Here is a 12,505-nt window from a genome sequence, read left to right on the forward strand (position 1 = left end):
ATGCCGCGATGAAAAAGACGTTGATTTTGTTATTTCTTCCAGCGCTGCTTTTTGCCCAGTCTTCCAGCGAACATTTCACAATAACGAAGAGTGTGCTTGACGCAGGCGGCGGCACATCGTCATCAGAAACTTTTGGACTCGTGTCGTCATTCGGTCAGCTGACTCCGATCGGTGTGCAATCCAGCGAGAACTTCACTTTGTATGCGGGGTTTTTAACCCCGTCACTGGGCGTATCGCCTCTGTCACCGGTTCAGGATTTGACCATCAAAGACTCTGGCATCGACGCAATCTTGCGCTGGACGGCAATACCCGGCGCAGGAAGCTACTCCATCTACCGGGACACCGCCGTAGAGTTCGTACCTGGGCCAGGCAATCTGCTCGCGGTGATACCAGCACCCGGAACAGAATACGTAGACTCAAACGTACTTGGTGGACCTGAACTCCAGCAATACTACATCATTGTTGTGAACGCACCATAGTTTTCCATGATCCAGTTGCAAGCAATAGTTCGTTCCGAGTCAATCTTCGGACTCTCGCGGTCACTTGTGAGACAAGCTCGTCCATTCTCCACCACATCCTATTTATGTAGATGAGTGTGAGCGCGGTCGTGACACACATCAGCTTTCCCAAGCCGTGGAGACAAGGCCATCGATCCCATGTTGTGCTGCTTCGTCGCGGGCGCCCCAAGTGTACCAAATACGTCCTAAATCGACATAAGGCCGAAAGTTAAAAACAAGCCCCTGCACTAATGTGTGCAGGGGCTCTTCTTTTGGTATCCCAGCAACGGCTATTCTGTCATTCCGATTTCAGAAACTTTCAGCCAGTGAATATCTCCGCGCATATGATATTGATACCGATTTGAATTGTAGTTGTGCGCTCCGATTGTCATACCGAAACCGTTAGTAACACTGTTGTACGGCTGATTTCCGATCGCCACAACCTCACTGTTGACCAGTATCATCGATGCGGGTCCGTTAATCACGGCAGTTACAAGGAACGGTTCACCCAGCGGCACGCGCAGTGCATCCAGATTCGGTGCCCAAAGCGTTCGCCAGTTATTGATTGACTGATCCCAAACTTCCGAAAGCATCCTGCCGTTCACGTCGATTCTCAACCCGAAGCCCTCAAACCAGCCTGCATACCGATGACATGAAAAGATATAATACGAACCGGTAGATATAGTCGGATATTGCTCGATGGACACACATGCTTCAACTTGCAGTGGTTGACCGTAGAACTGAATGTCATTGTTGAGGGACACATAGTCCCCGACGCCAAAATGCAGCGCGGGTGTGCCTGACTCACCAGTGATCCAATCCGCTCCGACGATTGTGCCATTGTTTCCGCCTGTTGCGTCCGCGGTTGTCGACCCGCTCCCTTCATCAAGCGGCCAGCACGCAATATCCTGACCCAACAAAGTCGTGTAAGCAGGAAGACTGCGCACGTGGAAATACACCGATTGGTCGAATTCACCGATCGCCGACGTGAATTGACAAGTCGTGTCGCAAATCGGCGATCCCATCGGCATCCAGTTCTGCGGATTGTCGAGATCAAAGCCCCAGAACACTTGGTAGAAGTTCGCATTAGCCACAGGTTCCCAGTGAATTCTGAGTTGACCCGTCGGTGTCACACAAATAACGGCGTCTTCAATCGGTTCGTCTCCGAAAGCATAGCCCATATGTATCGGAGTTCCATTGCAATTTGGTCCTCCGCATTCGTCCACGATCGGTGGCTCGCCGCAATTCTCAATGATGTCCGCAATGGCTTGTCCTGTGCCCGATCCGTCGCTGTTCACGCGCGCATAGCTGCCGCCGGTTGTCGCCGCGTAATCCAACATGATCGGTTCAATCGTCGACTCAAAATCCGGGAATGTTGGGACGTAGATCGGCGTGATCATTATTCCCTGTACAAGTGCGTCCAAAGCGCGTGCGTGCGCATTCACGTCGTCAACTCCCGGCGTGTAATCGTCGTCGCATCCGGCGGGACGCGCGTCGGTAATCAGGAAGATGAGTTTGACGAGATGTTGACCTTCGCGTTCGCAAGACGTCCGAAACTCGGAATCAAAATCTCCCATCACCGTACACAAACCGTCGTGAGTGATAATCTCCCGCAGAGCTTCGTCCGAGGATTCCGGCTCCTCTGAACCAAAACCTGAGGAGAGCGCATTGATGCTGGCGGACACGGCCGCTTGATCATAAGTTAGATTGTGATGCACGTCGACGCCATCCCCAAATGTCACAAGTCCGAGTCGCACGTCCCCGTTTGATGCGGCATTTGCTGCGGCAATGATGTTCGGCAATTCATTCCGGATATTGTTGATTGCGGAGTTCATCGAACCCGTCGTATCCACTGCAAATACGATGTCGAGGCAGCACATGCCCGGTTCTATGTCACAGGGCGGAATTTGGACGCAATACTCTTCGATAAGATTTTGGTCGCAATCGTCCGATCCCGCCAAGACATTAAAATAAACGCATCCACCGGCGTTGTTGGCGATCAATTGTATATCAAAGCTGACTCCGGCATTCTCACTCGGACTCAAAGTTCCCACAACGACGGGATTGGTCCCGAGTACCACCGCACTGCCTCCCGGACCGGCTGTCGCCTCAAGCGAAACTGAAACTCCAGTGCACGGAGAATCACCTGTATTCGTCACTGTGATGTTCAATGGGAAGGGATTAGGCAGGACTCCGAATTCCTCGCAGGAAAGATTTGGCTGCACTACACTCAGTTGCAATTCTCCCGGAGCAGTCGTAATTTCTCCTACTCCGTAATAGGTTGCCACCCGGCGCACCGTCCCAGGAATCACCGGCACAGAGTTCCAGCGGTACAAAACCGCTGAGTCCCCATAGGGATTTCCGTCGCACACCGGGTACCAACAAGTCCCCCAGTATTCTGGCCATGCGCCGAATGCCAGGAAGTCCGGCGTCACCGCCGCACCGCCCGAGAATGTCCCTCGACCGACAATCGTGCCGGTGTTAGGGACGGCGTCCCAGGTACTCGTGCTGAACGGAGCGGTGTAGCAAGCCTCCACAAGCTCCTGTGTCGCGCCGTAGAAAAGTACCGCCGCATCGTCCGTGTCGACCATCGTGTCGTACTGGTACAGAATGCCGACTTCGAGCGGCGCCGAGTAGTTGTTCGTCACAAACGTCTCGGTCAAGATAGCCCCGACGCCTGCGCTGAACTCAACCGGTGTATGCACGACTTCTATCTCAAGGGGGCCGATAGTGTAGAAGCAATGAATACTTGTGCCGTCGTTGTTCCACGAGACAAACGCCGCCGTGCCGTCGCACGAGGTGCCGGCCTCTGGTGTCAAGTTCCACACCGCGTTGTCGACCGAAATACGAATGTCGCTGGTTATCGGATCGCCCGGATACGCATACAGCAGCGTCTGTCCCGCCGCAGTGCCAAAATTGAAATCGCCGTCTTCGTCGATCTGCACGCAGACCACCGAATTACAAAGTGACGTAACCACGGCGTCAAGTGAATGACTCGGAGTGCGTTCCGATTTCCACGCTGCGTAAGCAGGATCAACCGCCGCTCGTGAAGAGCTAATGGCGACCTTTGCGGATTTTCCGTCGTTGTCAAGAACGGTCCTCGACAAGTAACGGTATGTCGCGATTCCAGTTGCAATATCCACCGCGTAAACTGGAGCGTCGGCGCTTTGGGAACTCTGTATCAACAATTCGTCCTCGAACGCGATCTTGAAAATCGGAATTTCCTGGCCACGTTCGTTGACAACATGTAAAAAGCCTGTTTCATGCAGGCTCTGGTCGAGTATTCGGATGATCGAAGTTCCCGGCTCGGCGTAATATCGCATCTGAGCCGGACCTATCGCCGAATGTTGCGCGATGTCATTGATGTTCGCTGAGCTGACCACTATCGGCGAGTCCGCTCGAATCGTCGTGAACACCAAGAAGATTCCCAGAAGCGCCGGCCAGACGATTCGTGCCGGCATGCTTCGGTGAAGCATGAACCTTCGTTTCATTTCATTTCTCCTAAGTTGCCGCACACGAAGCCTGCGCCCGTGTGCCAAAACATTACTTGTTTTTTACGATAGCAATTATCCTCTTTGCGTTGCAGTGAAGTTGTTTGAAAGCGGCATACTCTTATTCACTTGCCAATATCATATCTGTTTTCGTTTCAAATGTCAAGCTATTCCCGTGACAATGCCAATACCCGAGCTGCGTTTGTTAGCCTCAAAAGGCATGAACGGAATAAAGAGTCGAAAATTTCCGACAGGCAAATGACACTCGGAGCTGCAATCGCATAACGTTTGAGATTCCAGAACTCTAAGGCACGCAAGTCACTCGAAAGTGCGACACAGTGTCAGACCGTGCGTCCAGCGCAACCGTGAACACCGTGTCCGGTTGCACAGAGAGAGTAGTCCACTCGATCTGAGTGTAACTTTGTTCCAAAAGATACTGATTTGCACCCGCGATGGACTCCCATTGCAATATTGCACTTCCGTCATTGATAAAGATCGTGACTTCAGGTCGCGCAACGTGAACAATTGCAACGATACTGAAGCTATCATCGGAAACATCAAATATCGCAGTGTCTTGCGCAAACTGCACGCGCAGCAAGCATGAATCGCACGAAGGGCCGGTAACCGTCCACACTATGTCGCCTGCGGTTGACGTATCCGCGAACAACGTTTCCCACGAAACTCCATTGTTCCGACTGAGCAGAACGTCAATGGGTACATTGCTTGGTGTCTGTTCCCAAGTGATGTTCAAAATGGAATCCGCGAAAAGCGTTTCCCGTTCATTTGGACGGACAACAAATACGGATGACGGCGGCGAAAATTCGTGCCCCGAATCGAAAGTCACCGCGTAGCTGATAAGATTCGGCACCTGAAGTTGCAATGGAAGAGTTCGCACGGCCGCTGGATATGGACACGTCTCAATACCCTGCGGAAAATCACGAGTTAATGTAGCTGAGTTGAAGTACCGTGTGGATTGCGCATAAGTTGGGCCATTCCACGCCCGAACATAAAATGATGTTCCCGCCCTCAGCGCTGGCTCCACGATTGCTCCCGAATCTTGAATCAGAATCGCATTCGGCGAATAGAACGTGTCGTGATAGTGCGTGAATGATTCTGGATTCATCGCGAACGGCAAACCCGGATTCCGAGCTTGAACGTCGTCACCCCCCGGTGACCCGTCTGCAAGCGGTGAATCAATAGCACTGTTCGCTCCGGCCAACACTACTTCCACGAGATCACCCTCATCAAACTCGTTGAAGTAAATGTACCCGTTGTACGTGTGGTTCGTTTGCCGGCAACCGAGGTTATGCAGCAGCATGTAAGTCTGCGTCTGCGCTTCGGCCCCGTGGATCACCATAACTCCGGCAAGCGCGCTTGCGAAAAAGCGGATGCGCATTGAGCACAAGCATTGCAAAGTAAAGTTACTCATGACCCGGAAGATACGTCCAGTCGAAGGTGAGCGGATGATTGACCTGAATGATCAAGGGTTGCCCGAGTCGCAGTGAGTCCAGCGTGCCGATCCATCCCTCGCTTGAATCGCGGCGCGCGATAGCGCGAGAGTTCATGTCAATCGCAATGTCACCTCCGAGCCGCATGTTCTCGGACCAATGGAATCCGCTCGTCGACAATCCAACTTCGTCCAAGCCGTGACTGCGCGACATTCTTGGAGCTCCAACTCGGAAACTTCCTGCTGGAAATGGAAACATGTACGTCGCCGAATCGGCCGGGATTCCGGTCAATAAAAGTAATCGCGCGTCGTGTCGGTTAAAAAATAAAAAGCCGCGCCCATAGAGAAGGCGCAGCAAAGTTCCCGCCCAAGTGTCGGGCGCGCTCTGATATGCATAGGCTCCTGAACGCGTATCGACAATCCGATCCGCCGTTTGGCTTGTTCCCGAAACGAGCTGTCCTGCGAATAACACTCTTACGCTGTCGTTCGCCATACCATCGAATGACGGATAGTAGGACATCGCAAACGGAGTAACGCTGGGAATTGTTTCAGAACCTTCAGGAACAAAAATCTCCAGAGTTTCTTCACCTTGCGCACTTGTGACTCCTTGCAAAGTGGCGACAAGGGTCAGTATTGTGAAGAAACGTGGTATCTCCCGAATGTGTATCATTGTCACTGACATTCTCGACAAGAGTCGCGATAACGAGCTTGTTTGAGAGGTCTGAATCAAAATATACGACGCGCTTTTACGAGTGTCAACAACTTTAATCAGAGAAGATGACAATGGCGTTGACTTTGCATCAATGTTTCAATCGACATGAAACGGATTGCTCAAAGGTAAAGGGTGAAACTGTTTTGTACGCTACAGCGTACTATTAGATAGCGTTGCTTCGGCAACGCGCGCTGAGCTTTTGAAGCGAGCCAGCGTTCGAATCCCGGACAGAAATGTCCGGGATTCTTTTTGCCTCTCGCGAAACGGTGAAGAACAATGCTAATCGAAAAGCCTCGGAGTGAAAAATCGAAAACAACAATATTCGAGTGTTTAAAGTGATTACGTTACAAAAGAGCATTCGTTTCTTTTGCAGAGGCTAACAATCCAAAACATTTATGTCATGTCGTAATTGTGTTTGCGAGTTGACACATTCTATGAGAAGAAATATATTGTCGAAGAATTAATACATTCAAGCCCGCAAGTCTGCCTCGCGCTCCGGATCGTAAATCCGGCCACTGATAAACGCTTACTGATTCGGAGCGTGGTCCGTTGTTTGTGTTGAATTGGATTCAACGACCATGGCACGCAAATCCTTCGAATCAAAGTATTCCTGCCTGACTCTCCTCTTCGCTCGCAAATTGTGCGCGGTTGCCGTGTTCTGTTGCGCGCTCCTCTTTCCTCGGTCCGTTCTGTGTCAATACAACTTGTCTCTGAACACTGAGTCCATTCATCTCGGACAATTCTCGGCAATTGATATTGCACAAAGCAATCTCTATCCGGGTGAACTTGTTGTTACGCTGAATTCCCCGGATGCATGGGACTTAATAGTCACATTGCAGCAGCCAATCGCGCGTATTCCCGACGGATTGGAGCTTCCCGTTTCACGTGCGCTCCAATTGTTCCCTGATCTTCCACCTGACTTTGCGAACTATTCTCCCGTGCGCTTCGACTACGGTCCGGGAGCTGAAGGGCTTCAGGAGTTTAGCCACGAGTGGCTGCTTCTGCAACAGAGAATCGAATTGTTTCTCGAGGAGAGTGATCCGCCCGGACTCTATCAAACACGGCTCGAGTTCGCTCTGCATCAGCGTGACGGTCAAAGGCTAGCCCCACCGGTTCAACTCACCGCGGAGTTCGAGATCTTACCGTGGGTGCAGATGTCACTTCCGAATGATCCGCTGCAATGCCTCGTATCCGATGGCGGCGGCATCCCGAGCGATCCCTATCCAGTTCACGTGCGCTCGAATAGCGCGTGGGAGTTGTCGCTAACATGCTTGAGTGATCTCAGCGACGTCGAAGAGTCGCGAATAATTCCGATGAGTCAATTGTATTGGCTGCTTTGGGCGGGCTACGACTGGGAATCTTACGTCCAAACTTTTGAGCAAGTCACACCGTCACAATTTCGCGCGGCGTTCGCTCCCGCACCCCAGCCATTTTCCGTTTTTGATGCCGAGATTCCACTGCAAATTCAAGTCGAGGCGGCTGGCATTCAATACAGCGGAATCTACACGACCGATCTCGCATTTGATATTTTCGTTTCGGCGGGCGCAAGATAGCGCTCGCCGTTTTTATATTCGCCAATCGATACAAATTCACCTCTTGCATTCGTTCGGCACGGATTAACAGAGGCCAAGGATAGAATAGGAGCAAAATACAAACAATCTCTATTGGAGGTCTTATGCTGGCTCGCTTCATTATGCTGATTGCCGCGCTGCTGCTTACGTTCGGCGGCGTTGCGTTGGCCGATACCGAAGGGCACGCTGTTGCCCATGTTTATGTTCAGGTAGATCCGAATATTTCGTGCGGAGCAATCACTCCGAACGTGGATCTCAATACCATTCAGACTGGCCCGTTCTCTGGCCAGATCATTTACCGCATTGATGCAAACGTGGAACGCGTTGCGATCTCGGTCAGCACGTCCATGCTCTACAAGGGCGACGACCCGACTGACCCGTTTGCGACTCCCATCCCCGTGCTTCTCGAAGACGGAGCGTTGGTTGAACCCACGGATGCCAATCCGATTCAAGGCGGCAGCCCCATTCTCGCATACACTGGTCCGTGGGACTACGAAGGCTTCCTGGGCAATATGACGGAATTCCGTCAGTATGAGTCCAGCCAACTCGGATTCTTCTCGCAGGATGTTTATGTTACGGTCAGTTGGATTCAAGCGGATCCCGAGCTGACTCAAGGTGAGTATTCTGGTTTCGTTGCGATGTGGTCACACGTTGTGCTATAGATGAATTAGGCCGCATCCGACAACCTCCGTCGCATGCGGCAAGACTTGGCCGCTGAAAATCACTCCGTGCCGAACGATGCCGGTGAATTTCTCTTTCTGTTTTTTGGTCGCGAGAAATTGCCTAATAATTCTAGTGAGATTCATATGCTGCCGAAAACTCACGTTCTGCTTTTGTTGCTGTCCCTGATGCCCGTCTGCGCTTTTGGACAATTGAATGTAAAACCGGCTCTGGTCGAACTCGAACTTGAGCGGGGGAAAGCCTCGGGCGCGTTTGATGTTACAAACATCACAGATCAAGAGGTGCGCGTCCGGGTAACTCCCGCTCATTTCATGCTCGACCGCATGGGCAACCTGAACACCGTGCCGCTCGTCCCTACGTCACTGGCCAATTGGTTGAAACTGAATCCGCGCGAGTTTACGATTGCGCCGAACGCAGTACGGCAAATTCGTTACGCCGTGATTGCTCCCGATACTCTGCCGGAAGGATCATATTGGTGTTCGGTTCAGTTTCAGCCGTTGCCCTCCGCGGAAGACAGTGCGACCGCGCATTCGCGCTTTGTAGCCATTAGTGGAATTCTCGTTCCGGTGCTCGCGGACAAAGGCACTCCGTCCTGCGACTGGAGCATTGATGGCGACTCGCTGAATACCCAGCTCGAAAACGGACGCCATTTTGTTTCCGTTCCGGTCTTGAATCGCGGAGCATCGCGCATTCCGTGCTCCTTGCACTACGAACTCTTCGATCAAGTGGGTTCGCTGATTGATTCCGGTTCCACGCCGCGCATGAATGTGTTCCCAAGATCTGTGCGGGATTTCGGCGCGCCACTTCCCTCTGAATTGAAAGAGGGTACATATGATATTCACGTCGCCGTGTCGTCGGATCGGTCAAAGCAAGTGCTGACCAACGCCGCGCATATCAGCATCCCCCTCGCTCGGAAGTAGTTTCGTGCGGTCTTGAGTCCAAGTCGCGGCATGGAAACCAGTCGAGTATCCAAACAAGTCCCCACGCTTCTTTCAAGCGGGTTCGCCCGCTGGAGAAGGCGGGGGGCTTTTGTTTTGTTGATGCTGCTCGCCGCTGGTCCGTTTGCCGGAGGAATATGCTCCGCTGACGATCTCGAAACCTCCATAGCAGGCTTCGAACTGAAAGGAAAGAAGCCTTTCGAAAAGCTCGTGATGAAAGACTTTGAGTTCATTGATACGGACTCCGTGCGCTTTGTGCCGGTCAAAAGGCTGCTCGATGCGCTGCAAATCCCTTTTGACGAGCCCGGTGATTCGCTAAGGTTCACAAATCCGCGTGGGGAAGAGGTCTGCCTTCTGTGTTCCGAGAACAAAATAGGGATCGACACGACTTGGAAAGAAACAATCCTGTATTACGGTCAGTCCGACGTCACTGGGAAAGTCGACCTCTTCGTACCCGAAGAACAGATCGGATCGCTATGCGGATTTGATCTAATCTGGAACGAATCCGTCTACGGCTATGTCGTTGCCACGGAATACTCGTATCCGGTTTGGAAACGCACATTGTCGGATAGAAAACGCGGCGCAAGACGCAGCCGTCGACCCGATCCAACGGCCAACATGCCCGAACTCTTCGCGGCAACCGGTCCTTCTCGCTACGGCGATCCTTCCCTGCATTTCATCCAGCCGGGACTTCGTTTCAGTCGCAACAATCACGATCGCTCAATGCTCTCAAAGTCGCTGAATCTCTGGGGCAGACTTGCGGGAGGACGCTACAACCTCTACATCCAGCAGCCTGAAGAAGATTTCCAATCAAGAGTTTCCGTCTCCAGTGCGCGCATAACCCATCGTCTCGGCAACACCGAAACCACACTTGGCGATGCGGCCTTCGGTCTCTCAAATCTTGTCTTTCCCACGGTTGCTCTGTCAGGCTTTGAAATGAATGGCATGTACGGTGTGCGTGATGAACTGCGCGACAAAGATCGCACGGATTTCGGAAGACGCGATGATTTCCTTGCCAGCAGCGACATAGTTGGCACGGCTCCAATGGGAAGCAAAGTCGCGCTCTTCATTAATGATCACTATTTGGATGAACAAACCGTCGAGCAGCAAGAGTGGGCTGATCCCGGCGATGGCGTGTATCGCTTCGAAAACGTTGATCTGCTGCAAGATCGCGCAAGTGAACTAAGAATAGAAATCGTTGAGCCGGACGGTGAGGTCACGTATCGAACCGAAACCCGGGTAGGTACTGGAGCCTTGCTTCAGCCCGGGCAGCTTCTTGTTAGAGGAGGTGTCGGCGGCCGTCGTTTCACGGTGAGTGACCAAGTGTGGAAACAGCAGGGACTTTTCGGCGGAGCAAGAGTAGCTTTTGGAGTGACCAATTTTCTGAGTATGGGCGCAGTTGCCGCAACTCAAGATCAATTCTCAATTCCCTACGAAGTATCCGATGTCGGGACCATAAGCCGCAGCAGCGAAAGCACTTTGCCTACCACCAGTCGACACTTGGGCGGCGAATTGCGCTTCCGTTTCGCCAACAAACATACGTTGATTTTAGAATCGGCGGCGTCGCATTCCGTTTTGGAACCGGAACGCGCGGGCCTGAGCATAGAGGATACGTTGAGCGTTCCGTGGTCTGAATCCGGCTCGGACGGAACAGCGTCCCGCGCTCAGTTGAATGTCCATATCTCAAGTCTGCTCAAAATTTCGCCGCAAGTTTTCAAATTTTCACCAGCCTACTACAATGGCGCCGGTACGAAAGTCACGGATCGACAAGGCTACGCAGTCGACAGCAGACTTCAGTTTTCACGTACTTTTCAGGTGACAATTGCGCACGGTTCTGTAGCGGACAACCTCGAGCATGACTCGCTTTGGACGAGTGTTCAGCAATGGCAGCACGTAAATTTCACGGTTCCAACGATTGTTCCCCGCACGCGAATTCAAGTTGACGGAGATCGCTTGGAATACGACGGCAAGCGGAATGAGAATTCAGACCAAGCACGTCCGCAAACTCAGAGTCGCTACCTTGGTGGTCTATCCATCTTCTCAAGTGTTACACGCTCACTCGAGTTTGAAGCGGATATTTCCGCTGGCAATCGGTTGTTCGAGCACAATGAACCGAATTTGTTGACGGGAATTTCGCTTCCGTACTCTCCGTCACTATCCCGTCCCGGTTGGCGGGCGGAACTTCTTCGCAACACGGCATCACTTGGTCAATATCGCGTCGGACACAGCCGATCGGAATTTCGCGACCGCACGTACATGTCGCATACGTTGCGTGCCACGTCGAACAATCATTGGCAGACCCGATCTGAATTCGGATACGACTGGAAACAGGAAGATTGGTTCGGACAAGTAGAGCCGGGCTACTACTTTGACAGAACAGGAACAAGTAGACTTTCCGCGCTCGCGCGCTATCAAGTCGGAGAATGGCTGTTCTCCGTTTCTTTACAGCTTCAGCCCGTCTTCAGTTTTACGGGTGGCCGTCCGTTTGTTGTCCCGTATTCACAAATCACTCCCTCTCGCGGAGGAATTCGCGGCATCGTGTTTCTCGATGCGAATGGTAACGGCAAGCGAGAATCGGGCGAGCATGGTCTTGACAACATAAACGTCGTAACCGACGGCGGTCGCCACGTCACGACCGACCAGTCCGGACAATTTCTACTCGGTGCGATGCAGCAGCGCAGACGTGCGCGTGTCGCAATAGACACCCGGACACTCTCCGCGATCTACACTCCCACCAACGGAGCCCAGTGGTGCAACATCGAGCCGGGACTGATGACGCCGGTATATCTCGGAGTCTCTGAGCTCGGTTCAATTTCCGGCACGGTTATGGTACTCGATTCCTCCGCCGAACAACAAACAAGACCGCTCGGCGGTGTGGTCGTGATGGCCCGCGACAGCAAAGGTAAGATCGTTCAGGAATCTGTCACCTACACCGACGGGTCATATTTTCTCGGCGACCTCCTGCCGGGAGAATATGGTGTCGAACTAAGAGAATCGTCTCTGCCTGACAGAATTGAGTCGGGGGCTTACGGTCAAACTGTCCGTCTTGAGGGAAACAGAATCGACATATCAGGTCTTACAATTATAGCAACTGCGAAGTCAAGAGTTTCCCGATAGGTTTCTGAATTGTAAGCCTTCAGACCAAATGGCACAGGATGCGCTTTGGAT

Annotated in this window: 8 protein-coding genes; 5 read left to right on the forward strand and 3 right to left on the reverse strand. The window is 52.3% G+C overall.

All coding sequences use genetic code 11. From position 1 onward, the window contains the following. Window positions 1–8 precede the first annotated feature (8 nt). The gene (locus H6507_12345) at window positions 9–479 is read left to right on the forward strand and encodes a hypothetical protein (GenBank protein MCB9369892.1); all 471 of its coding nucleotides are present in this window, start codon (window positions 9–11) and stop codon (window positions 477–479) included. A gap of 308 nt (window positions 480–787) precedes the next feature. On the opposite strand, the gene H6507_12350 is transcribed toward H6507_12345, so the two are convergent. The 3 genes from H6507_12350 to H6507_12360 all read right to left on the reverse strand — a co-directional run bounded on the left by H6507_12350 (window position 788) and on the right by H6507_12360 (window position 6,111). Further along, entirely contained in the window at window positions 788–3,988 is a 3,201-nt protein-coding gene (locus H6507_12350; GenBank protein ID MCB9369893.1) for a VWA domain-containing protein, read from the reverse strand. Between the two features lie 304 nt (window positions 3,989–4,292). Next, window positions 4,293–5,417 carry a hypothetical protein gene (locus H6507_12355; GenBank protein ID MCB9369894.1) on the reverse strand — a complete coding sequence of 375 codons (1,125 nt, stop codon included), beginning with the start codon at window positions 5,415–5,417 and terminating at the stop codon, window positions 4,293–4,295. Next, complete coding sequence (locus H6507_12360; GenBank protein MCB9369895.1) at window positions 5,410–6,111, reverse strand: hypothetical protein; 702 nt, start codon at window positions 6,109–6,111, stop codon at window positions 5,410–5,412. Before H6507_12360 ends, H6507_12355 begins: the two co-directional genes overlap by 8 nt. A gap of 740 nt (window positions 6,112–6,851) precedes the next feature. Here H6507_12360 and H6507_12365 point away from each other — a divergent pair. The 4 genes from H6507_12365 (at window position 6,852) to H6507_12380 (ending at window position 12,454) form a co-directional block, all read left to right on the forward strand. Next, the gene (locus tag H6507_12365; GenBank protein MCB9369896.1) at window positions 6,852–7,700 is read left to right on the forward strand and encodes a hypothetical protein; all 849 of its coding nucleotides are present in this window, start codon (window positions 6,852–6,854) and stop codon (window positions 7,698–7,700) included. Window positions 7,701–7,822: 122 nt separating this feature from the next. Further along, complete coding sequence (locus H6507_12370; protein MCB9369897.1) at window positions 7,823–8,380, forward strand: hypothetical protein; 558 nt, start codon at window positions 7,823–7,825, stop codon at window positions 8,378–8,380. A gap of 144 nt (window positions 8,381–8,524) precedes the next feature. Continuing rightward, window positions 8,525–9,319: a hypothetical protein gene (locus tag H6507_12375; protein MCB9369898.1), complete on the forward strand. Its 795-nt coding sequence runs from the start codon at window positions 8,525–8,527 to the stop codon at window positions 9,317–9,319. A 30-nt stretch (window positions 9,320–9,349) separates the two neighbouring features. Then, window positions 9,350–12,454, forward strand: coding sequence for a hypothetical protein (locus H6507_12380; protein MCB9369899.1), 3,105 nt, complete (start codon window positions 9,350–9,352; stop codon window positions 12,452–12,454). The last annotated feature ends 51 nt before the right edge of the window (window positions 12,455–12,505 follow it).

The sequence above is a fragment of the Calditrichota bacterium genome (genome assembly GCA_020637445.1).
GTDB lineage: Bacteria > Electryoneota > RPQS01 > RPQS01 > RPQS01 > JABWCQ01.

Excerpts from the sequence above, each read along its gene's own strand:
- H6507_12345 (MCB9369892.1), top strand. The coding sequence starts at position 9 with ATGAAAAAGACGTTGATTTTGTTATTTCTTCCAGCGCTGCTTTTTGCC.
- H6507_12350 (MCB9369893.1), bottom strand. The coding sequence starts at position 3,988 with ATGAAACGAAGGTTCATGCTTCACCGAAGCATGCCGGCACGAATCGTC.
- H6507_12355 (MCB9369894.1), bottom strand. The coding sequence starts at position 5,417 with ATGAGTAACTTTACTTTGCAATGCTTGTGCTCAATGCGCATCCGCTTT.
- H6507_12370 (MCB9369897.1), top strand. The coding sequence starts at position 7,823 with ATGCTGGCTCGCTTCATTATGCTGATTGCCGCGCTGCTGCTTACGTTC.
- H6507_12375 (MCB9369898.1), top strand. The coding sequence starts at position 8,525 with ATGCTGCCGAAAACTCACGTTCTGCTTTTGTTGCTGTCCCTGATGCCC.
- H6507_12380 (MCB9369899.1), top strand. The coding sequence starts at position 9,350 with ATGGAAACCAGTCGAGTATCCAAACAAGTCCCCACGCTTCTTTCAAGC.